The organism is Salegentibacter mishustinae, assembly GCF_002900095.1.
Lineage (GTDB): Bacteria > Bacteroidota > Bacteroidia > Flavobacteriales > Flavobacteriaceae > Salegentibacter > Salegentibacter mishustinae.
This window is the reverse complement of sequence record NZ_LLKN01000002.1, coordinates 935,261-957,963: the sequence shown is the minus strand read 5'-3', so window position 1 is coordinate 957,963 and position 22,703 is coordinate 935,261. Positions and strand designations below refer to the sequence as shown.

At 38.1% G+C, this 22,703-nt stretch carries 17 protein-coding genes and 1 tRNA gene; 10 read left to right on the top strand and 8 right to left on the bottom strand.

Annotation, left to right across the window (positions count from 1 at the left end; genetic code table 11):
- Window positions 1-34 precede the first annotated feature (34 nt).
- From APB85_RS07200 to APB85_RS07190, 3 genes are read left to right on the top strand one after another with little or no spacing between them, the layout of a single operon-like run.
- Window positions 35-1,114: an efflux RND transporter periplasmic adaptor subunit gene (locus tag APB85_RS07200; protein ID WP_057482654.1), complete on the top strand. Its 1,080-nt coding sequence runs from the start codon at window positions 35-37 to the stop codon at window positions 1,112-1,114.
- A complete protein-coding gene (locus APB85_RS07195; protein WP_057482653.1) occupies window positions 1,114-2,376 on the top strand; it encodes an ABC transporter permease in 1,263 nt (420 codons plus the stop codon). The genes APB85_RS07200 and APB85_RS07195 overlap by 1 nt, the downstream gene beginning before the upstream one ends.
- Window positions 2,377-2,383: 7 nt before the next feature.
- Window positions 2,384-3,058: an ABC transporter ATP-binding protein gene (locus APB85_RS07190; RefSeq protein ID WP_057482652.1), complete on the top strand. Its 675-nt coding sequence runs from the start codon at window positions 2,384-2,386 to the stop codon at window positions 3,056-3,058.
- 128 nt (window positions 3,059-3,186) lie between these two features.
- Here the strand turns inward: APB85_RS07190 and APB85_RS07185 are convergent, their stop codons facing one another.
- Entirely contained in the window at window positions 3,187-3,363 is a 177-nt protein-coding gene (locus tag APB85_RS07185; protein WP_057482651.1) for a histone H1, read from the bottom strand.
- Between the two features lie 346 nt (window positions 3,364-3,709).
- Between APB85_RS07185 and APB85_RS07180 the strand changes: the two genes are divergently transcribed.
- Both APB85_RS07180 and glk read left to right on the top strand, forming a co-directional pair.
- Window positions 3,710-4,525 carry a universal stress protein gene (locus tag APB85_RS07180; protein ID WP_057482650.1) on the top strand — a complete coding sequence of 272 codons (816 nt, stop codon included), beginning with the start codon at window positions 3,710-3,712 and terminating at the stop codon, window positions 4,523-4,525.
- A gap of 120 nt (window positions 4,526-4,645) precedes the next feature.
- Entirely contained in the window at window positions 4,646-5,668 is a 1,023-nt protein-coding gene (gene glk / locus APB85_RS07175; protein WP_063870601.1) for a glucokinase, read from the top strand.
- 296 nt (window positions 5,669-5,964) lie between these two features.
- Here glk and APB85_RS07170 read toward each other — a convergent pair.
- From APB85_RS07170 to APB85_RS07145, 6 genes are all read right to left on the bottom strand, one after another.
- Window positions 5,965-6,038 (bottom strand) — tRNA-Asp (locus APB85_RS07170).
- Window positions 6,039-6,125: 87 nt separating this feature from the next.
- The gene (locus APB85_RS07165; protein WP_057482648.1) at window positions 6,126-7,058 is read right to left on the bottom strand and encodes a DUF58 domain-containing protein; all 933 of its coding nucleotides are present in this window, start codon (window positions 7,056-7,058) and stop codon (window positions 6,126-6,128) included.
- 103 nt (window positions 7,059-7,161) lie between these two features.
- Window positions 7,162-7,479, bottom strand: coding sequence for a thioredoxin (gene trxA, locus APB85_RS07160; RefSeq protein ID WP_057482647.1), 318 nt, complete (start codon window positions 7,477-7,479; stop codon window positions 7,162-7,164).
- 322 nt (window positions 7,480-7,801) lie between these two features.
- On the bottom strand, window positions 7,802-12,193 hold the full coding sequence (dnaE, locus tag APB85_RS07155) for a DNA polymerase III subunit alpha (protein ID WP_057482646.1): 4,392 nt from the start codon (window positions 12,191-12,193) through the stop codon (window positions 7,802-7,804).
- Window positions 12,194-12,432: 239 nt separating this feature from the next.
- Window positions 12,433-12,879 carry a ferritin-like domain-containing protein gene (locus tag APB85_RS07150; protein ID WP_057482645.1) on the bottom strand — a complete coding sequence of 149 codons (447 nt, stop codon included), beginning with the start codon at window positions 12,877-12,879 and terminating at the stop codon, window positions 12,433-12,435.
- A 30-nt stretch (window positions 12,880-12,909) separates the two neighbouring features.
- Window positions 12,910-13,350: a ferritin-like domain-containing protein gene (locus APB85_RS07145; RefSeq protein WP_057482644.1), complete on the bottom strand. Its 441-nt coding sequence runs from the start codon at window positions 13,348-13,350 to the stop codon at window positions 12,910-12,912.
- Window positions 13,351-13,612: 262 nt separating this feature from the next.
- Between APB85_RS07145 and APB85_RS07140 the strand changes: the two genes are divergently transcribed.
- Window positions 13,613-14,191: a 30S ribosomal protein S16 gene (locus APB85_RS07140; RefSeq protein ID WP_057482643.1), complete on the top strand. Its 579-nt coding sequence runs from the start codon at window positions 13,613-13,615 to the stop codon at window positions 14,189-14,191.
- 14 nt (window positions 14,192-14,205) lie between these two features.
- Window positions 14,206-14,733 carry a ribosome maturation factor RimM gene (gene rimM, locus APB85_RS07135; protein ID WP_057482642.1) on the top strand — a complete coding sequence of 176 codons (528 nt, stop codon included), beginning with the start codon at window positions 14,206-14,208 and terminating at the stop codon, window positions 14,731-14,733.
- Window positions 14,734-14,942: 209 nt separating this feature from the next.
- On the opposite strand, the gene leuS is transcribed toward rimM, so the two are convergent.
- Window positions 14,943-17,759: a leucine--tRNA ligase gene (gene leuS, locus APB85_RS07130; protein WP_057482641.1), complete on the bottom strand. Its 2,817-nt coding sequence runs from the start codon at window positions 17,757-17,759 to the stop codon at window positions 14,943-14,945.
- A 351-nt stretch (window positions 17,760-18,110) separates the two neighbouring features.
- On the opposite strand from leuS, the gene APB85_RS07125 reads away from it, so the two are divergent.
- From APB85_RS07125 to glgB, 3 genes are read left to right on the top strand one after another with little or no spacing between them, the layout of a single operon-like run.
- Window positions 18,111-19,520, top strand: coding sequence for a glycogen synthase (locus APB85_RS07125; protein ID WP_057482640.1), 1,410 nt, complete (start codon window positions 18,111-18,113; stop codon window positions 19,518-19,520).
- 2 nt (window positions 19,521-19,522) lie between these two features.
- On the top strand, window positions 19,523-20,791 hold the full coding sequence (locus APB85_RS07120) for a glucose-1-phosphate adenylyltransferase (protein ID WP_057482639.1): 1,269 nt from the start codon (window positions 19,523-19,525) through the stop codon (window positions 20,789-20,791).
- 1 nt (window position 20,792) lies between these two features.
- Window positions 20,793-22,703: a 1,4-alpha-glucan branching protein GlgB gene (gene glgB, locus APB85_RS07115; RefSeq protein ID WP_057482638.1), complete on the top strand. Its 1,911-nt coding sequence runs from the start codon at window positions 20,793-20,795 to the stop codon at window positions 22,701-22,703.

Sequence of the window (22,703 nt, the reverse complement as noted above, 5' to 3'; positions counted from 1 at the left end):
TGGTGTAGCTCGATAAAATAAAATTATCTATATCATGAAAATCTTCACGCTGATTTTTATTATTTTATTTTTTATTTCGTGCTCTGAGCCAGTAGAAGAGATTACCCCAAGGCGAGCTAAGCTTGTAGAATCTGTCTATTCTTCTGCGGTTGTCCAACCCGATAGTTTATATAAAGCTTATGCGAATGTAATTGGTATACTGGAAAATAATCTTGTAGAAGAAAACGACCAGGTAGGTGCTGGAACACCTATTATTAGATTAATAAATATCGCCCCTGAATTGAACGTAAAAAATGCAAAACTGAATGTAGAAAAAGCCAGGGATAATTTATCGGGCCCATCAGCTATACTTAAATCATTAGAAAAAGAAATAAAAGCAGCGAAATTAAGGTTGCGAAATGATTCGGTTAATTTCTTGCGGCAAAAAAGATTGTGGGAACAAAATATTGGTTCAAAGCTTAATTATGAAAACCAAAAGCTAGCTTACGAACTATCCAGCAATAATCTTCAGCTACTAAAAGAAGAATATGAGCGCACCAGGAATGAGCTTTCCATTCAAGTTACTCAAGCATTGAATAATTACAGATCGTCGGCTTATTCTTCTGAAGAATTTACCATACACAGCAAAATAAACGGAACTATCTACGCTTTATACAAACAGCCGGGAGAAATCGTAAACACCATAGAACCACTTGCCTTAATTGGAAGCACCAATAATTTTGTGATAGAGTTAATGGTAGATGAGATGGACATCGTTAAACTGGAAATAGGGCAAAAAACCCTGCTAACTTTAGATGCTTATGGCTCCCAGGTTTTTGAGGCTACCGTAAAAAAAATATTTCCGGCTAAAAATGAGGGAAGCCAAACTTTTAAGATTGAAGCTGTATTTATAAAGAATCCGCCTAAACTATTTCCAGGTCTGGGCGGGGAAGCAAATATTATAATTGCTGAAAAACAGGATGCTCTAATTATTCCAAAGGAATTTCTTATAGATGAAAATAATGTCCTCACTGAGGATGGTCCTGTAGAAATCGTAACGGGGTTGCAAGACCTGGAGCACGTAGAGATTATTTCTGGAATTGATGAAAATGAAACCCTTTACAAACCAGAATAATGAGATCCTGGAAAGTTATACTGGAAATAGCAAAAACTCACTTGTTTTCTAAGCTGAAGTCTACGATCACTGCTTCAATTGGTGTCACCTTTGGGATTGCAGCCTATATAACTTTGGTAAGTTTTATGACCGGTCTCAACACCATGCTTGACGATCTTATACTAAACCAGGTATCACATATTCATCTCTTCAACGAAATAAAACCTAGCGAAAAGCAGGCAATTGCGCTATACAAAGATTTTGAAGATGCTGTTCCCATAATACATTCTATAAAGCCCAAACAAAATCAGATTAAGATCCATAATGCATTTCCAATTTTAAACGATCTAGAGAAAAATAAAAAAGTACAGGGAGCTACACCACAGCTTCAAACCCAGATTTTCTACCTATCCGGGAATATAGAACTTGGAGGAAATTTAGTGGGAGTAGATATTATTAAAGAATCAAAACTTTCCAATATTCAGGATTATATTATTGAGGGTAGCATTCTGGATCTAAAAAATACTGAAAACGGTATTTTACTCGGCGCCGGAATAGCCGAAAAAATGTCAATTTCTCGAGGTAGAAAAGTAATTGTGAGTACCGCAAAAGGTGATAAATTTCCCCTAAAGGTGGTTGGGATTTACCAAAGTGGAATAGCAGATATAGATAATATACAGAGTTATACAAACTTAAAAACCGTACAAAGAATTTTAGGGGAGGCCGAAAACTATATTACCGATATTAATATAAAGCTATTTGATATTTCAGATGCTCCAGCCCTGGCCGGAGTGTTGGAAAAGAAATACAATGTATCTGCTATTGATATTAACCAAATGAATGCCCAATTTGAAACCGGTTCTAACATTCGTAACCTTATTACCTATGCCGTTTCTATAACGCTCTTAATAGTTGCGGGTTTTGGCATTTATAATATCCAAAATATGCTTATTTATGAAAAGATGAATGATATAGCGATACTTAAAGCTATTGGTTTTTCCGGATCAGATGTACAATGGATTTTTTTAAGTCAGGCAACATTTATTGGTGTTGCAGGAGGAATTTTAGGTCTTATTTTGGGTTTGGGCTTATCGCGCCTTATTGACACTATTCCATTTGAAACCGAAGCTTTACCTACCATCACAACATATCCTATAATTTATAATCCCACTGATTATCTTATAGGATTAGTTTTTGCGCTCCTATGCACTTTTATTGCAGCCTATTTTCCTTCTAAAAAGGCTCGAGCTATAGATCCGGTACAAATAATAAGAGGTAACTAATAGAACTATGAGCTACATTCTGGAAACAAAAAATATCAACAAGCTCTTCGGTAAAGAGAAACCCTTTCATGTTCTTAAGGACATCTATATGGGCGTTAAAAAAGAAGAATTCACCAGTATAATGGGCAAGTCGGGTTCAGGAAAATCTACTCTTTTATACATTCTTTCTACCATGGATACCGATTATAGCGGCGAACTTTATCTTCAGAATGAATTAGTAACAGGGAAATCTCAGAAGGAATTATCCTATATCAGAAACAAAAAAATAGGCTTTATATTTCAGTTTCACTATCTCCTTCCAGAATTTAGTGTGTTGGAAAATGTAATGCTTCCGGCAAAAAAGTTAGCGATAAAATCGGTCGAACAAATTGAAGAAGACGCCATAGATTTACTTACCAAACTTCATCTTGGTCATCTAGTTTCTAAAAAAGCATCAAAAATATCAGGAGGAGAAAAGCAAAGAGTTGCCGTAGCCAGAGCACTAATAAATGAACCTATGTTATTAATTGGAGATGAACCTACCGGTAACCTGGATAGTTTTAATTCAGAGAATTTATTTCAACTCTTAAAAAACTTAAAAGAGGAAAAAGGACTCTCCCTACTTATGGTAACGCATGACGAAGATCTTGCCAAAAGAACAGACCGAACCATTTACCTGGAAGACGGTCGAATAATCAAATAATCAGTAAACCTTATAACCAAATTAGATGAGGTCTAAAATAGCTGAATCGGGCCTAAAATAATCTACTAAATTTTCAATTTTAGATGGAGGTATAGAAAAAAGGCTGCCTCTTCAGACAGCCTTATTCTTTACTTCTTAGATTCAGCAACTGAAACTTTTCTAAACTCTTTTAAAAGTTTTTCCAACTCTAAAGAAGATTTTCTTGCTCTGGTCCCGGCGCTTTTATTGCCAGTCTCTAATTGAGCGTTAGCCTCAGTTTGGAAATTTTCAAATGTAGTTTGAATGTTTTCAACTAGTTCTTTCATTATGGTAGTTTTAAATTTGAAATGCTAAAATAGCAGAATAATGTACGGTCCCCTAAATTTTCAAATTTTTCTTATAAAATTCTTAGGCCAGATTTGATAAACATTACCTTCCATTACGTTGATTTTAATCCAATGTAATTTTATTGCGGTATTTTTTTGAATGATTTTAGTATGCCTAGAAAGCTATAGATAAGGCGAATACCCTTCTTAAGCAGAAATAAAAACACAAAAATTCCCGGATCGAAGAATAAAATAGCACAGAACTCAAACAATCTCCATATAGCTGATTAAAATCATTCTTTTTCGTGTGAATAAGCGCTTATTTTAAAGTATAAATTTTAATATCATGAAGAAGATTGTTTATGCTACAAATTGTACGGAAAATTCCAGTACAGCTTTGAAATATACCTACGCTAACAGGAAAATCTTTGATGCTGATTTAATTGTTTTACACGTAGTGACCAGCGCCCAGAAATTATCGAAAAAAGAAACTGCAAAGCTGCTTACTGAAGAAAAACATCGAGTGGCAGATTTTTGTAGTTCACAATTAGGAGATAGTTTAGAAAATCTTGATCTTACTATCTCGGTGGTCACCGGAGAATCTCCTATAAAAGGAATACAGGATTTCGTAAAAGACATGAATTTACAGATGCTGGTTATAGGCGCTTGTGGAGCAAGACCTATTAGAGAACTTCTTTTTGGAAGCACGGCAAAGGAAATGATCACCCATCCTGAATTTCCTATTCTTACTATCCCACAGGCTTATGAAGTCAAAACTCCAAAAAAGATTTTGTACACCACAGATTTTGAAGAAGAAGATGTTTTTTACTTAAAAAAACTGGTGGAAACCTTCTCTACGCATAGCTCAAAGATAAGCGTGGTTCACATTATTAAGAAAGACGACAGACCGGAAAAAATAAAAGAGCAAGAGGAAAAGTTTAAATGGTTAAAATCGGCTAATTTCGATTCTTCCAAACTGGAATACGAACTTATTTATTCTAATAATGTGGTAGACGCTTTATCTAAGTTTATTAAAGAAGAAGATATAGATATTGTGGCGATGCTTGAAAGAAAAAACCAACAGAAAAGTAATTTGCTACACAAAGACGTGGTAAAACAAATATATTCTTCTGTAAAAGTACCCCTATTAATTTTCAAGTAAGCTACAACAAATCAAGCTCACCAAGCATTATTATTAGAAAATACAATTTGATTTCGAGACATCCCGATGCTTCGGGATAGAGCATTTAATCTCGATTATCGAGTAAAAAATTTTAGCCCTGTGGATCATAGAAAAAATACCAAAACCGAATTTTTATCAGGTTATATTCTAGCCGCTGATATTGGTGGAACTAATGCACGTTTTGCTTTATTTGAATTAGTAAATGAAGAATTAAAACTTTTTAAAGAAAAATCTTACAAAACAAAAGAAGATTATTCTTTTTTAAAAGTGCTCAAAGACTTTTGCGGAACTGATTTAAAGAATATTGAAAGTGTCTGTATTGGAGTAGCAGGACCGGTTTCGAAGGGCAAAGCTCAATTAACCAATTCTCCCTGGCTAATTGATAGAGCCGAAATTATTAAAGAAACCAACATCCAGCAGGTATGGATACTAAACGATATGGAAGCCCATGCTTATGCTTTAAAAAAATTGAAGCCTAGCGATTACTATGAAATCAAAAAGGGCACAACTTCAAGGGGAAATGCAGGCTTAATTTCTCCGGGTACAGGCCTGGGCGAAGCAGGAATTTTGTGGGAAGATACACATTTTATTCCTTTTGCCTCAGAAGGAGGACATTGTGATTTTAGTCCAAGAACAGAGTTAGACCGGGCTTTGTGGCACTATTTAAATAAAAAATTTGGGCACGTAAGCTGGGAAAGAATCATTTCAGGCCCAGGGATTTATAATTTATACTTATTCCTGCTTGAATACAGAAAGATTGCAGAACCAAAGTGGTTTTCAACTGAAATTAAAAACACAGACCCAACTCTTGTTATAAGTAAATGTGCCAAAGATTCTAAATATCCCGTTTGTAAAGAAACTATCGATTTATTTATAAGATTCCTGGCAATAGAATCTGCACAACTGGCTTTAAAATTTAAAGCGACAAAAGGTATTTATATTGGAGGTGGTATTCTTCCTAAAAATCTTGAACTTTTAGATAACCAATTGTTCAAAAAGAATTTTGTTGATTCAAATAAAATGAACCCGCTTCTTGAGCAAATTCCGGTTAAAGTGATTTTGAATGATAAAACAGCTTTGACTGGTGCGGCTTTATTCAGCATGTCTAAGTTGAAAGGATAACCAATTCCATTTTTTCTGCTTTAAAACACCAACCAGCCAGCCTGTATTGATTTTAGTAGAATTTACTTTCAAACTTTACAGCATTTACTAACATGGTAAACCTTTGAATATTAAAAAGAATAACTATTTCTTAATATTTTCTATTGAACTAATTATTAGTAAAAAGAGCCTTTCGACTTACTTATCTGCAATCTTTAGCTCAAAAAATTAGCCAAAATTTACATTAAACCCACTCAATTTACTCCATAAAAAAAGCCCCTCGATTGAGGAGCTTTTACTTCCGATGCTTCGGAATGCGGTCTGGACGAGACTCGAACTCGCGACCCCCTGCGTGACAGGCAGGTATTCTAACCAACTGAACTACCAGACCGTTGCGTTATTGCGAGTGCAAATATACACCTGTTTTATAATTACACAAACCTTTTTATAAAGTTTTTTTCAGCTTTTTTTCTTTGCTTTAGGCAAACTTTTGTCTTTCAACAAAATAGGTCGTCAAAATTTTATCGAAGTTTTTATTAATATCCGCTTCTACATAATTGATCTTGTATTTAGCGCATTCCATTTTGAGGTCAGCAACATATTTCTGTACCGCCTTTTGGTAACTTTCTCGAATATTTTCAGAATAAAGATCTATTTCAGCTCCCGTTTCCACATCGGTAAATCGCTTCGGAATATTTTCAAAGTCAAAATCGAATTCTCGCTTTTTATCCATCACGTGAAACAAAACAACTTCATGCCTGTTATATTTTAAATGCCGCAAAGCTTCAAAAAGTGCTGCTTCTTCGGTATCGGCCTGGAACATATCGGTAAACAAAAACACCAGGGAGCGTCTTTTCAACTTTTCGGCAATTTGATGTAGAAAAGTATAGGTTTTAGTTGCTTTATGATTGGTTTTCTTCTCCAGGCTTTTATTTAGGGCGTCCAGTAACATATGCTGATGCCGATCGCTGCCTTTTTCAGGCGCGTAGAACTCAAATTCATCGCTATATATGCTAAGACCCACCGCGTCCCGTTGGCGCTTTAAAATCTGCATTATACTGGCTATGGATAATACCGAAAAACCAATCTTATTAAGAGAGTTCACCGAAAATTTATCCACCTCGGGATAATGCATCGAAGCCGAATTATCCATAATAAAATGGCAACGTAAATTCGTTTCCTCTTCGTAGCGTTTCGTGTAGAGCTTATCGGTTTTAGCAAAAAGCTTCCAGTCTATATGTTTGGTGCTTTCGCCATTATTGTAAATCTTATGTTCGGCAAATTCAGCAGAGAACCCGTGAAACGGACTCCTATGAATTCCCGAAATATAACCTTCCACAACCTGTCTCGCCAGGAGTTCTAACTGTGTAAACCCCGCAGCCGAACTATATATTTCATCTTTTAAATTCATACTCCACTAATATAAGAAAAGCGCGAATTACCGCACTCCAATAGCCTTCAAATAAAAAACCCGGCACAAGACCGGGTTTTAATAATTATATAAATGCTAAAACTTATAGCAATTCGTCTAAAGCTTCAGCGTAAGTATTTTTTGGCGCAACGCCTACCTGGCGGCCTACTACTTCTCCATTTTGAAAAATAAGTACAGTTGGAATGTTTCTTACACCATACTTAGCAGCAAATTCCTGGTTTGCATCAACATCTAGTTTTCCTACCACGGCTTTCCCGTCATATTCAGTACTAATTTCGTCAATAATTGGTCCTACCATTCTACAAGGTCCGCACCATGCAGCCCAAAAATCTACCATTACAGGCTTTTCGCTTTTTAGCACCTGTTCTTCAAAATTCGCGTCAGTTATTTCAATAGCCATAATTGTCTGTTTTTTCTGTTATACTTATTTCGTAAAATTAGTCAAATATTTTTGCTTTCCTTACACAAGCGATATTGTATTTGGTTATACGCTTATTCATCACGTTTATTTGGCGGTTACCCCGCGCTCGTAGCGCGGGGTCGGGCTTTCAGCGCTACACGGTAGCTTGCTTCAATCCCTAACCGGAAAAATTAGTGAGCAGTTGTTAAGTTGGCAGTAAGCAGTTTCTCAGTTCTCAGTTCTCAGTTGATAAAAATATTCGTGCATTCGTGGCTTTAAAAATTTATTACTGCTTGCTGCTACTGGAAACTGCCAACTGAAATCAATTCAACTTATACATTACCTGCTCATCTTCCAAAGTATGTAAAAGCTCTTGCGAAATTTTCACTTTTTGTTTCTTACTCGGCATATGTAATTTCACCTGCTCTTTCATTTCATAAACCACAAAATTCAGTTTATGGTCACCTCTGTGGGTTCTAAAAACATCTTTAAACCAGTTGATTTTCTCCTCGTGCAGATCAGCAATATCCAATTGAATCGTAAGCTTTTTCGCAAACTGATCCATCACATCGTGCAACAAATAAATGTTGTTAAACTGAATTCTTGGTTCTCCCTTTTTACCGGTTTCTTTATTAGTCCAGCCTTCTTTTACAAAGATCTTGATATGCACAAACGAATTAGGCACCAGGAAATGTCTGAATTTTAAATATTCCTCGCCAAACATTCTAAACTCATAGGTGTCGGTGTAATCTTCCACCGAAAACATCGCCCAGCCTTTACCCATTTTTGAGACCCTGTGCTGCACATCGCTAATCACCCCACCAAAGGTAAGGTCACGGTTTACGCATCTTTCCAGATCATTGAATTCTCCCAACTTAGAGTTACAGAAATAATCCATCTCATACCTAAAATCATCCAGCGGGTGACCTGAAATATAGATTCCTACCACTTCGCGTTCCCTTCTCAGTTTTTCCATCGTTCCCCACTCTTCACAAGGAGGCACAACAGGTTCCGGAATTTGTACTTCACTGGCTTCCCCAAATAAACTTACCTGGGAAGAGTTCTCATTTTCCTGAAATTTCGCCGCATACTTGATTACTTTTTCCAAAAAGGTAATTCCGTCGCCATCGTCGTGAAAATATTGCGCACGGTGGGTATCGCCAAATCCATCAAAACCTCCAGCGAGCGCCAGGTTTTCAAAAGCCTTTTTATTAGCCGAACGCAAATCGATACGTTTGGCCATATCAAAAATAGATTTATACGGCCCTGCTTCTGTTTTTCTGTTCTCTACAATAGTAGCCACTGCACCCGAACCTACTCCTTTAATCGCGCCCATTCCAAACCGAACCGCATAATCTTTATTTACCGAAAACTTATAGAAAGATTCATTTACATCAGGGCCCAGTACATCAAGCTTCATTCGCTTACATTCTTCCATAAAGAAAGTAACCTGCTTAATATCGTTCATATTATTAGAAAGTACCGCCGCCATATATTCCGCAGGATAATGTGCTTTTAAATAGGCGGTTTGGTAAGCAATCCAGGCATAACAGGTAGAGTGCGATTTGTTAAAAGCATAAGCCGCAAAAGCCTCCCAGTCTTTCCAAATCTTCTCTAAAACATCTCTTGGATGGCCTTTTGCCTCTCCTCCATCTAAAAATTTTGGTTTTAATTGTTCCAGTAAAGCGAAGATCTTTTTACCCATCGCTTTACGCAAAACATCGGCTTCACCTTTACTAAAGCCGGCCAGCTTTTGCGAGAGTAACATCACCTGCTCCTGGTAAACGGTAATTCCGTAGGTTTCCTGGAGATATTCCTCCATTTCAGGTAAATCGTAAGCAATCTCCTCATCGCCGTGCTTTCGGGCAATAAAACTCGGAATATATTCCATTGGTCCGGGACGATACAAGGCGTTCATAGCAATAAGGTCGTCAAAAACCGTAGGCTTAAGATCCTTCATATGCTTCTGCATCCCGGGTGATTCATATTGAAAAATCCCTACCGTTTCCCCACGTTGGAAGAGCTTGTAGGTTTCTTCATCATCTAGCGGAAATTCATCGGGCACCAAATCTATATTATGTCTGCCTTTTACAATTTGAACCGTGTCTTTAATAAGGGTTAATGTTTTTAACCCCAGGAAGTCCATTTTTAGTAGTCCGGCACTTTCTACAACCGAGTTATCAAACTGGGTTACATAAAGATCGGAATCCTTTGCTACCGAAACCGGTACATAATTGGTAATATCTCCCGGTGTAATAATTACCCCACAAGCGTGAATCCCGGTATTTCTAACCGAACCTTCAAGAATTCTCGCCTGGTTTACCGTTTGCGCTTCCAGATCATCGCCTTCAGCAATATTTAAAAGTTCGTTTACTTTTTCTAAATCTTCACTCCTGAATTTCTTTTTGAGCTCTTTCTCATCCATTCCAAAGATCTTCCCGAGCTTTGACATGGTAGGAATCAATTTCGAAATTCTATCGGCATCGCCCAACGGAAGATCCAGCACCCTGGCCGTATCCCTAATAGAGGACTTTGCCGCCATAGTACCGTAAGTGATAATCTGCGCAACCTGGTTGGCACCGTATTTTTGAATTACATAATCCATAACCCGACTTCGACCTTCATCATCAAAGTCAATATCAATATCGGGCATACTCACACGATCGGGATTCAGGAAACGCTCAAAAAGCAGATCGTACTTAATAGGATCTATATTGGTAATTCCCAAACAATAGGCCACCGCACTTCCCGCCGCTGAACCACGCCCGGGCCCAACCGAAACATCAAGATTTCGGGCTTCGCGAATAAAGTCTTCTACAATAAGGAAATACCCGGGATAACCGGTATTTTCAATTACCGAAAGCTCAAAATTAAGTCGGTCTTCAATATCTGGTGTAATTTCTTCGTAGCGCTCTTTAGCACCAAGAAAAGTGATATGTTTCAGGTAAGCATTCTCCCCGCGTTTACCACCATCGTTTTTATCTTCTTCAACTAAAAATTCTTCAGGAATGGTAAAGGCAGGTAATAAAACATCTCGAGCCAGCTCAAAAGGCTCAATCTTATCTACAACCTCCTGCACATTACTAATTGCCTGGGGTAGATCTTTAAAGAGATTTTTCATCTCTTCGCCACTCTTAAAATAATATTCCTGGTTAGGTAAACCGTACCGATAACCACGGCCGCGACCTATTGGAGTCGCCTGCTTTTCCCCGTCTTTTATACACAATAAAATATCGTGGGCATTAGCATCTTCTTTGGCGCAGTAGTAAGTATTATTGGTAGCTACCAATTTTACATTATGCTTTTTAGCAAAATCTACCAACACCGTATTTACCCGATTTTCATCTTCCTGATCATGCCGCATAATCTCTATGTAAAGATCGTCGCCAAATTCTTCTTTCCACCAAAGCAAAGCTTCTTCAGCCTGGTGCTCCCCAACATTTAAAACCTTACTCGGCACTTCCCCATAAAGGTTACCGGTAAGCACAATAATATCTTCCTTATACTGCTTTACGATTTCTTTATCAATTCGCGGAACATAATAAAACCCATCGGTATAGGCTTTTGAAGACATTTTTGCCAGGTTATGATAGCCTTTTTTATTCTTGGCCAACATTACCACCTGGTAGCCATTATCCTTCCGGGATTTATCGGCATGGTTTTCACAAACAAAAAATTCACAACCTACAATAGCTTTTAATTCCCTGGCCTCTGCCGGTTCGTTATTGGCAAGAGCAGCTTCATTTTTTTCTTTAACCGATTTGTTATAAGCGCCCACTTCTTTCACAAAGTGAAACGCTCCCATCATATTTCCGTGATCGGTTAATGCTACTGCGGGCATATTTTCTTTCCCGGCAACATTTACCAGATCCTGAATGCTAATTGTAGATTGTAATATCGAAAATTGTGAGTGATTGTGTAAATGTGAAAATAAAACCTCATCAAGCTTTTCGAGGTTTTCCTCGATCTCTTCTGTGGTAATTTCTTCGGTAGGTTGCTGCTTCTGAAGTCTCTTTCTTATTTCTTCGGAAGCCTTTTTAAGATTAATATGTTTTAACCCAATAAGCTCTATTCGCTGTGGATTTGCTTCTGAAAAATTCTCAAAATAATTCTCAGGCACATCTAGCTGCTCCTTTGTAAAGGCTCTTTGGCGCACCAATTCTAAAAAACACCTGGTAGTCGCCTCCACATCGGCAGTAGCGTTGTGGGCTTCACCAAAAGGTTCATCAAATAAAAATTCGTGTAATTCGGTTAGTGTAGGTAATTTAAATTTACCGCCACGCCCACCGGGAATTTTACACATTTGGGCAGTAACCTCGGTACAGGTATCCAAAACCGGTAACTCCTGCAGGTTATTTTCCATCGCTTCCCTATGGAATTCGGCTCCCATAATATTCAGGTCAAAACCTACATTTTGCCCTACTACAAATTTGGTTTTATTCAGCGCTTCCTGAAATTTCTCTAACATTTCAGTTAAAGAAATCCCCTCTTCGGCAGCAAGCTCGGTAGAAATTCCGTGTACTTTTTCAGCATCGTATGGAATATTAAAACCTTCGGGCTTTACCAGATAATCCTGACTTTCTACCAGCCTTCCCATTTCATCATGTAACTGCCAGGCAATTTGTATACATCTTGGCCAGTTATCAGAATCGGTTAAGGGAGCATCCCAACGTTTGGGAAGACCGGTAGTTTCGGTATCAAAAATAAGGTACATGTGCGGCTAAAATTAGGAATTAAGCTGAATATCAGGCGGTTATTTCATAAGAAAAACCATCTAATCTGAGGCTAAAATTACATATTATTTAGCGCAGCCTCAAGTTAATTTTTGAGGATTTATTAACGGTTTGTGTTCCTTGTACTTAGGCCATTTTTTATCTTTAGAAATAAAAAAAGCCTCACAAACACCGTTTCCGGTAAGCTGTGAGGCCTATACGAACACTAAAAACTACTACTTCAATCAAACATCTGTTCGTACACTTTTACATTATTAATGCTGCTTTGAATATTTTGCTGCTGCCGGTTAAGCTTAGAACTAAGTGTGGGCGGTAAATCTTTTTCTTTGGTTATATCTTTGTAATCTTCCAGCGCTGCTTTTTCTCCACGAAGGCTTTCTTCCAGCATAGCTTCATCATTATCGCTTACAGAAGATTTTAAATTCATCCAGGTGCGATGCATATCACCTTTTATACTTCCATCTTCTTTTGGCTCCTGTCCATAACCTTTGATTTCTTCTTTCAATTCCTGGATAAACATATCGCGTTCTTCTGCTTTTTGCCTGAAGTATTCCTGTAACTTTTTATTTTTGGCATTTTTTGAGGCAGCGTGAAATCCTTCTTTAGCGTCGTAACTCTTTTCCAGAATTTCATTGAGCTTTTCGCCCATTTCTTCTTTTGTTCTCATACTTAAATTGGTTTTAGGTTGTAGCTAAACTTAAATTTCCATGGATTTCAATTTATTAAGCGCAGCTACAATTCCATTTTTCTGTTTTAACAACAAATTTGCCGTGGTTGGTGGAATATCAGGATCTTTTAATACATCTTCATATTCATCTGCAGCCACCTGTTCCCCTCTTACTGCTTCTTCCATTGCAGCTTCATCTTTATTTGAAGAAAGGCTGCTTTTAAGATTCATCCAGGTACGATGAGCGTCTCCGGCCAAACTGGAACCTTTCTCGGGGTTTTCCCCGAAATCGCGGATTTCAGTTTCAAGCTCGTGGCTAAAATCGTATCGTTCTTGAGCCCGTTCAGAAAAAAAAGCTTTCAATTGCGGATCCTTAGCATTTTCAGCAGCATATTTATAACCTTTTTCGGCATCATTATTCTTTTCTAATAAGGCATTTAGTTTTCCAGAAACCTTCTCAGAGTAATTCATTGCATCTCACTTTTACTTAATTTGATGTTTAAAGATATAACCTAAGAAACACAGCAACAAGCTGTTTAACAGGGTTTAGCACTAATTAACTGCTTTTAACAGCAGCAGTCTTTTTTTACATAAAAACTTCCTAATTTTTACTGTTTTAGCCTTCTTTAAGAGGCTAAATTTATTTGCAGCCAACTCCTTGTGAATTAGAAAAATGTAGTATCTTTGCAGCCTTATTAATAACCGGGGTCGGGAACCCCACAATTTAATTTTTATGCCAGTAAAATTAAGATTACAAAGACACGGTAAAAAAGGAAAACCTTTTTTCTGGATCGTAGCCGCAGATGCGCGCTCAAAAAGAGATGGTAAATTCTTAGATAAATTAGGAATCTACAATCCAAACACCAACCCAGCTACTATCGAATTAGATGTAGACGGAGCGGTAAAATGGTTAGAAAATGGTGCGCAGCCTACAGATACTGCTCGTGCTATTCTTTCTTACAAGGGAGTTTTACTTAAAAAACACCTTGCCGGTGGCGTTAAAAAAGGTGCTTTAACTGAAGAAGAAGCTGAGAAAAAATTCGAAGCCTGGTTGGAAGAAAAAGAAGCTAAGATCGCTGCTAAGAAAGACAACCTAACTAAAGAAGAACAAGAAGCAAGAAAGAAAGCTCTTGATGCTGAAAAAGAGGTTAGCGCTAAGCGTGAAGCTGAAGCAAAAGAAGCCGAAGCGGCAGCTGCTGCAGAAGCTGAAGGTGCTGCAGTAACCGAAGAAGGTGAACCAGAGGCTAATGTGGAAAAGGAAGTTGATCAAGAGACTGCCGAAGAAGCAAAAACCGAAGAAAAAAAAGGCTAAAACCTTAACTGGCGATGACTAAAGACGAATGCTTCTTTTTAGGTAAAATCGTTGGTAAATTTAGCTTTAAGGGCGAGGTGCTTATTAAATTAGACACCGACGTTCCTGAAATGTATTTAGAAATGGAATCAGTGCTCATTGAATATAATGAGAACCTGGTTCCATTTTTTATTGAACGCAGTTCGCTGCAAAAAAGCACTTTACTACGCGTTAAATTTGAAGATATTGAGACTGAAGAAGACGCCGAAGACCTTGTAGGCGCTCTCACTTACCTTCCACTTACCATGCTTCCAGAACTGGAAGACGATCAATTCTACTTTCACGAAATTATAGGTTTTGACGTTATAGATGCCACTCATGGCAATATTGGCAAGATCACTTCTATAAATGACAGTACGGCACAGGCTCTTTTTGAAATTCAGAAAGACGAAAAGCAAATCCTTATCCCAATGAACGATGAGTTTATAGATAAAATAGATAAGGAAAATAACACCATCTACCTAACTACTCCAGAAGGTTTGGTGGAGCTGTATATTGGGTAGCAGTCTTTAATTGGCAGTTTGCAGTAATGTTATTTTCCCCTCATCCGTAATCATTAATAATAATTTTTCATGCTGAACTTGTTTCAGCATCTAACAACTTAGACCCTGAAATAAATTCAGGGTGACGATAAGTGACAAATTGTTCCAATAAAAAAATCCGTTCCCTAAAGAAGGAAACGGATTCTTCAAATTATATAATTCTCAAATTTTTAACCTACAATATTCACAATCTTTCCGGGTACCACAATTACTTTCTTAGGTGTTCTACCGTCTAATTGTTTTTGAGTTCGTTCATCTGCCATTACGGTTTTTTCAATTTCGTCTTTTGGCATATCCAGTGGTAACTCCATTGTAAAACGCATTTTACCATTGAAAGAAACCGGGTAATTTTTAGTGCTTTCTACCAGGAATTTTTCTTCAAAAACCGGGTATTCTTCGGTCACCACAGACTCTGAATGTCCTAATTTACTCCATAGTTCCTCAGCAATATGCGGCGCGTAAGGTGCTATCAAAATAACGAGAGGTTCCAACACTTCCCTGCTGTTGCATTTTTGTGCAGAAAGTTCATTCACACAGATCATAAAAGTAGAAACCGAAGTATTAAAACTGAATTCCTCGATATCCTCAGTAACCTTTTTAATGGTTTTATGCAGACTTTTTAAAGAATCGGCTGAAGCTTTTTCTTCTGAAACTTCAAACTGCTCACCGTTGTGATACAATTTCCAAAGCTTTTTAAGAAAATTATGCACGCCGGTAATTCCTGCGGTATTCCAGGGTTTTGCCTGCTCCAAAGGCCCCAGGAACATCTCGTACATTCTAAGGGTATCAGCGCCGTAATCTTCACAAATATCATCGGGGTTTACCACGTTGTACTTAGATTTCGACATTTTTTCGACTTCGCGTCCTACTATGTATGCTCCTTCTTTTTCGGTTAAAAATTTCGCATCCTTAAACTCAGGACGCCATTTTTTAAAACCTTCAATATCCAGTTCATCTGAATGATTTACTAAAGAAACATCGGCGTGAATTGGCTGAACATTATTTTCGCCTATCAGATTTTTAGAGACAAAAACATTTTCTCCTTCCAATCTATAAACAAAAGCACTCTGACCTAAAATCATTCCCTGGTTGATCAGCTTTTTAAAAGGCTCTTCTACCGAAAGATATCCACGGTCGTGAAGAAATTTTGTCCAGAAACGGGAATATAATAAATGGCCGGTGGCGTGCTCGCTTCCGCCTATATATAGATCTACGTTTTCCCAGTAGTTTTGAGCTTCTTTAGACACAAATTCTTTATCATTCCCCGAGTCCATATAACGGAAAAGATACCAGCTACTTCCGGCCCAACCGGGCATAGTATTCAGCTCTAGCGGGAATATTGTTTCATCGTCAATTTTCTCATTACTCACTACCTCGTTAGATTTTGTATCCCAGGCCCAATCGGTAGCATTTCCTAATGGTGGTTCCCCGCTTTCAGTAGGAAGGTATTTTTCTACTTCAGGAAGATGCAAGGGCAAATGTTGCGCATCTATCATTTGCGGCATTCCCTTTACGTAATACACCGGGAATGGCTCACCCCAATAACGCTGGCGACTAAAAACCGCATCACGCAACCTATAATTGGTTTTCCCATAACCGTGACCGGTTTTTTCCAATTCTAAAATCACTTTTTGAAGTGCTTCCTTATATTCTAGCCCGCTAAGGAAATCGGAATTTGCGATTACCGTTCCTTCTTTTCCGGAGAAAGCAGCTTCAGAAATATCAGCGTTTTCAAAGATATTTTTAATCGGAATATCGAAATGTCTGGCAAAATCATAGTCCCGCTGGTCTCCGCAAGGCACAGCCATTACGGCACCGGTTCCATAACCTGCAAGCACATAATCGCCAATCCAGATAGGTATTGACTCGCCGGTAAAAGGATGTTCGGCATAAGCGCCGGTAAACACCCCGGTAATACTTTTCACATCGGCCATACGTTCGCGTTCGCTGCGTTTTGCACTGGCGGCAACATAGGCTTCAATTTCTTCTTTTTGTTGAGGCGTGGTTATCTTTTTAACCAGTTCGTGTTCCGGAGCCAAAGTCATAAAAGTCACTCCGAAAATAGTATCGGGCCTGGTGGTGAAAACACCAATTTTATCATCAGAATCCTGAACATTGAAATCTACGTGTGCCCCAACCGATTTCCCGATCCAGTTACGCTGACTTTCTTTTAAACTCTCGGTCCAGTCCAGTTGATCTAAACCTTGTAATAAACGTTCTGAGAATGCCGAAATTCGCATACTCCATTGCGTCATTTTTTTGCGCACAACAGGATAGCCACCACGTTCTGAAACGCCGTTAACAATCTCGTCGTTAGCTAAAACGGTTCCCAGTTGCGGGCACCAGTTTACTTCGGTTTCAGCTAAATAGGTAAGTCGGTATTTTAGTAATATTTGTTGTTTTTCTTCCGAAGAAAAAGCATTCCAGGCATCAGCTGAGAATTCCTCAACCTCATCGTCACAAGCGGCATTTAGGCGCGAATTCCCTTCCGCAGAAAAGATTTCTTCAAGCTCTGAAATATCTCTTGATTTTTCAGCTTCCATATCATACCAACTCTCAAAAAGCTGAATAAAGATCCACTGCGTCCATTTATAATATTCGGGATCGCTGGTGCGCACTTCCCTGCTCCAATCAAAGGAAAAGCCTATTTTATCGAGCTGCTCCCGATATCTTTTAATATTCTTAGCTGTGGTAAGCGCAGGATGTTGCCCGGTTTGAATCGCATACTGCTCGGCCGGCAGCCCAAAACTATCATAACCTTGAGGGTGCAATACATTATGTCCTGTATGGCGTTTGTAGCGTGCATAAATATCGCTGGCAATATAACCAAGTGGGTGGCCAACGTGAAGCCCGGCACCTGAAGGATATGGAAACATATCCAGCACGTAATACTTTGGTTTATCTGATGAATTGCTGGCGCGAAAAGTTTGATTTTCGGCCCAGTATTTTTGCCATTTGGCTTCAATTTCGTTAAAGTTGTAACTCATTGTTTTATTTTTCTTACCTGCTGATTACGCGCAACGCGACTTTATATTAATGCCTGCAAATTTACAATTTTAAACCACTTATGGGAATTTAGATGGGATGGATTGAGATGTAATTTAAACCGCAATAAAAACCTATTGTACTCTAAAATCCCTGTCATTTAAAATTTTGAATTCCTTTTTATAATAAAACCGAAGGATTTTAAGGCTTTATTAATGTAGACTATTCCTTTATTTCATTAAATTTATAGAGAATTGACGATAAAAGAGGGATAAATTTAGAAGCTTTATAATATTTAGCCCATTAAAATCGCAACAATCTGACTAACTCTATTTTTTTTGAAAAATTTCTATATGAACGTGATACACGTAAGCGCTGAATGTTACCCTATTGCAAAAGTTGGAGGCCTGGGAGATGTGGTTGGTTCTTTACCAAAATATCAGCAACAGGCAGGAGTTGGCGCCAGGGTAGTGATGCCGTTTTATGATAATAAATTTACCGCTGCACACAAATTTGAAAGTGTTTACGAATCAGAATTAGTTCTGGGCGAGAACAATTTCTCGTATCGCATATTAAAATTAAAAAAGGAGGTTTTAGATATCGACGTCCTGTTTGTGGATATTCCTGAACTTCTTTTTAAAGATTATGTATATTCTGCAGATGACACGGCGCGTTTTACCGCTTTTCAAATTGCGGTAATGGATTGGATGTTGACCCTAAAAACCAAACCTTCCATAATTCATTGCCACGATCATCATACAGGATTAATTCCTTTTATGGCGCAGGAATGCTTTAAATATGAATCGCTGAATAAAATCCCTAATATTCTTACCATTCACAATGCACAGTATCAGGGTTGGTTTGCGCACGATAAAGTACATTACCTTCCTGCTTTCGATATTTCTAATATAGGTTTATTGGATTGGGACGGTGTTATAAATCCATTGGCCGCGGGAATAAAATGTGCCTGGCGGGTAACTACGGTTTCCCCAAGTTATATGGAAGAATTACAACAAGCTGCGAATGGTTTAGAAAGTTTATTGAGCCACGAAAATCAAAAATGTGTTGGAATTTTAAACGGAATTGACGCCGATGTATGGAATCCCGAAACCGATGAATTTATCACTAAAAATTATTCAGCAAAAAATATTCAAACCGGCAAAACAGCCAACAAAAAAAGGCTGTGTAAAGAATTTGGCTTTTCAGCTTCAAAACCATTATTCGCTTTTATAGGAAGATTGGTTCTTGAAAAAGGGGCCGATTTACTCCCGGAAGTTTTTGATGAAATTCTTTCAAAAAAAGAATGCAACATCCTCGTTTTAGGTTCCGGAGATCCTGAAGTAGAAGACAGCTTAAAAGCTTTAAAGAAAAAACATAAAGGCGTTTATAATACTTTTATTGGCTATGATGAAAAACTTTCGCACCTCATCTATGCCGGTGCAGATTTCCTATTAATGCCTTCCCGTGTAGAACCCTGTGGCCTTAATCAATTATATTCCCTTAGGTACGGGACCATCCCGGTTGTGCGAAGTATTGGTGGTTTAAAAGATACCGTTATAGATGTTGAAGATGGAGGTTTTGGGTTTTCACACCAGGATGCTTCAGGAGATAATATTCTTCAAACTTTGAACAGGGCTATTGCGTTTTACAATGATAAACCTGAATTTAAAAAAACCAGAAAACATATTATGAGCATTGATCATTCGTGGAATGTTTCGGCGCAAAAATATATCGATTTGTATAACTCACTAAAAAGCGACTAATCATGCTAAACGACAAAGTATTATCGGTTATTCTAGGAGGCGGTCAGGGCACCAGGCTTCATCCGTTAACAGAAAGCAGGTCTAAGCCTGCCGTTCCTATTGCAGGAAAATACAGGCTGGTAGATATTCCGATTTCCAACTGTATTAATTCTAAAATGAAAAGAATGTATGTGTTAACGCAGTTCAATTCGGCTTCCCTCAATAAGCACATTAAAAATACCTTTCACTTTAGCTTTTTTAGTTCGGCTTTTGTAGATGTTCTGGCGGCAGAGCAAACCCCGAATAACAAAACCTGGTACCAGGGAACTGCAGATGCTGTTAGACAGGGAATGCATCATTTTAAAAAACACAAATTCGATTATTTTCTTATTCTTTCAGGAGATCAATTGTACCATATGGATTATAACTTAATGGTGCAGCAGCATATAGATACCGGGGCCGATATTACCATTGGCACCGTTCCTGTTAATGCGAAAGACGCCCCGAGTTTCGGGATTATGAAAACCGATCAAGACAATAATATCACGTCATTCATCGAAAAACCGAAAGCCGAACTTTTACCGGATTGGACTTCGCCTGTAGGACCAGAAATGGAAGCTGAAGGTAGAAATTATCTGGGTTCCATGGGGATTTATGTGTTTAACCGAAAATTGTTGGAAAATTTAATGGACGATCCCAACACCGTAGATTTTGGTAAAGAGATCATTCCGCAGGCTATAGGAAATAAAAAAGTTTGTGGTTATCAATTTGAAGGTTATTGGACAGATATTGGAAATATTGAATCTTTCTTTGAAGCAAATATTGGTCTAACCGAAAATATCCCAAAATTCAATCTTTATGACATGGAAAACCAGGTGTATACACACGCCAGGATTCTGCCAACTTCCAAATATACCAATACCAAACTCAAAAAAGCGGTTATTGCTGAAGGTTGCATTATTCACGCCGATAGAATTGAGTCTTCGGTAATTGGTGTGAGGTCCAGGATTGGAAAAGGTTCAGTTATAAAAAATTGCTATATGATGGGAACCGATTTCTATGAATCTTTAGAAGAAATTGAAAAGAATAAAATTGAAATACTCTGTGGAATAGGGGAAAATTGCACGATAAATAATGCCATAATCGATAAAAACTGTAGAATTGGTGACAATACTTCTATAAATGGCGGTCCGCATTTAGAAGATACCGAAACTGATTCTTATGTAATTAAAGAAGGTATTGTAGTACTAAAAAAAGAGGCGGTAATCCCACCCGGAACAACTATAGGATAATATGGCAGAAGTTATAACGCACAGTTTATTTTCAGAATTTGATATTAATTTATTTAAGGCGGGGAAACACTATCGTCTTTACGAGAAGTTTGGCTCCCATCCAATTACTTTAAATGAAGTTAAGGGAACATATTTCGCTGTTTGGGCTCCGGGCGCGAAGCAGGTTTCGGTAATTGGAGACTTTAATTTCTGGAAAGAGGGCGAACATTTACTTGATGTGCGTTGGGATGGTAGTGGAATTTGGGAAGGTTTTATTCCTAATGTTGAAAAAGGAAATTTATACAAGTATAAAATCCGTAGCAACCATAACGAAATTATTACCGAGAAAGCCGATCCTTATGCGAGGCGCTGCGAACATCCGCCAAATACAGCTTCGGTGGTTTGGGAAGATGATTATAAATGGAAAGATAAATCCTGGCTGCAAAAACGCAAAAAGAATAATTCTTTACAAGCCCCTTATTCGGTTTACGAAGTGCATTTATCTTCCTGGAAGAAGAAAACCGAAGAAAACAGGTCTCTTTCTTATTGGGAACTTGCCACCGATCTGGTTTCCTACGTAAAAGAAATGGGCTTTACTCATGTAGAGTTTATGCCTATTATGGAATATCCTTACGATCCAAGTTGGGGATATCAAATTACCGGCTATTTTGCACCAACCTCACGGTTTGGCTATCCAGATGAATTTAAATTTTTAGTAGATAAACTTCACGAAAATGATATTGGAGTAATTTTAGATTGGGTGCCTTCACATTTTCCGGAAGACAGCCACGGCCTTGGTTACTTTGATGGAACACATCTTTACGAACACCCCGACCCGAGAAGAGGTTACCATCCCGATTGGAAAAGTTTGATCTTCAATTACAGCCGAAACGAAGTAAGAGCTTTCTTGATTAGCAACGCTTTATACTGGTTAGAACAATTTCACATCGATGCCTTGCGGGTAGATGCCGTAGCTTCTATTCTTTACCTGGATTATTCACGGGATGAAGGCGAATGGGACCCCAATGAGTATGGTGAAAATAAAAACCTGGAAGCAATCTCGTTTTTAGAAGAATTAAACAAAGAAGTTTACGCTTCTTTTACCGATGTACAAACCATTGCCGAAGAATCTACTGCTTACAGCGGAGTTTCAAAACCCGTGTTTTTAGGCGGACTTGGTTTTGGGATGAAATGGATGATGGGCTGGATGCACGATACGCTTCAGTATTTCTCTAAAGAACCCATATACCGCAAACATCATCAAAATAACATTACTTTTTCCCTCACTTATACATTTACCGAGAATTTTATGCTGCCTTTATCCCACGATGAAGTGGTTTACGGCAAGCATTCTATTTTAGGAAGAATGCCGGGAGACGAATGGCAGCGTTTTGCCAATCTACGGCTGCTATACGGATATATGTTTACCCACCCGGGAACTAAATTATTGTTTCAGGGGTGTGAATTTGGGCAAAGTGAAGAATGGAATTTCCAGAATAGTTTAGACTGGCATTTACTGGATTATGCGCCACATAAAGGAATTCAGGAGGTAATTAAAGCTTTAAATGAATTCTATCGATCTGAGCCTGCTTTATATGAAAATCAATTTGTACCCGATGGTTTTGAATGGATAGATTACAATGATGCCGAAAATTCTGTGATTAGCTTTATTAGGAAGGGAAACGAACCTAAAGACAATTTGATTATTGTTTGTAATCTAACCCCAATTCCGCGGGAAAATTACCGGGTAGGCTTACCTAAAAAAGGCGTGCTAAAAGAAGTTTTTAATAGCGATAAAAAGAAATTTTATGGTTCCGGCAAATACATCAATAAATCCATAAAAACTACAGAGCATAAATGGCATTCCAGGAACCATTCCGCAGTAATAGATATTCCGCCTTTAGCGATGGTAGCCTTTAAATATTCTACTTAG

Coding starts and splice junctions, on each gene's coding strand:
- APB85_RS07200 (WP_057482654.1), top strand. CDS start 35: ATGAAAATCTTCACGCTGATTTTTATTATTTTATTTTTTATTTCGTGC.
- APB85_RS07195 (WP_057482653.1), top strand. CDS start 1,114: ATGAGATCCTGGAAAGTTATACTGGAAATAGCAAAAACTCACTTGTTT.
- APB85_RS07190 (WP_057482652.1), top strand. CDS start 2,384: ATGAGCTACATTCTGGAAACAAAAAATATCAACAAGCTCTTCGGTAAA.
- APB85_RS07185 (WP_057482651.1), bottom strand. CDS start 3,363: ATGAAAGAACTAGTTGAAAACATTCAAACTACATTTGAAAATTTCCAA.
- APB85_RS07180 (WP_057482650.1), top strand. CDS start 3,710: ATGAAGAAGATTGTTTATGCTACAAATTGTACGGAAAATTCCAGTACA.
- APB85_RS07165 (WP_057482648.1), bottom strand. CDS start 7,058: ATGAATTTAAAAGATGAAATATATAGTTCGGCTGCGGGGTTTACACAG.
- trxA (WP_057482647.1), bottom strand. CDS start 7,479: ATGGCTATTGAAATAACTGACGCGAATTTTGAAGAACAGGTGCTAAAA.
- dnaE (WP_057482646.1), bottom strand. CDS start 12,193: ATGTACCTTATTTTTGATACCGAAACTACCGGTCTTCCCAAACGTTGG.
- APB85_RS07150 (WP_057482645.1), bottom strand. CDS start 12,879: ATGAGAACAAAAGAAGAAATGGGCGAAAAGCTCAATGAAATTCTGGAA.
- APB85_RS07145 (WP_057482644.1), bottom strand. CDS start 13,350: ATGAATTACTCTGAGAAGGTTTCTGGAAAACTAAATGCCTTATTAGAA.
- APB85_RS07140 (WP_057482643.1), top strand. CDS start 13,613: ATGCCAGTAAAATTAAGATTACAAAGACACGGTAAAAAAGGAAAACCT.
- rimM (WP_057482642.1), top strand. CDS start 14,206: ATGACTAAAGACGAATGCTTCTTTTTAGGTAAAATCGTTGGTAAATTT.
- leuS (WP_057482641.1), bottom strand. CDS start 17,759: ATGAGTTACAACTTTAACGAAATTGAAGCCAAATGGCAAAAATACTGG.
- APB85_RS07125 (WP_057482640.1), top strand. CDS start 18,111: ATGAACGTGATACACGTAAGCGCTGAATGTTACCCTATTGCAAAAGTT.
- APB85_RS07120 (WP_057482639.1), top strand. CDS start 19,523: ATGCTAAACGACAAAGTATTATCGGTTATTCTAGGAGGCGGTCAGGGC.
- glgB (WP_057482638.1), top strand. CDS start 20,793: ATGGCAGAAGTTATAACGCACAGTTTATTTTCAGAATTTGATATTAAT.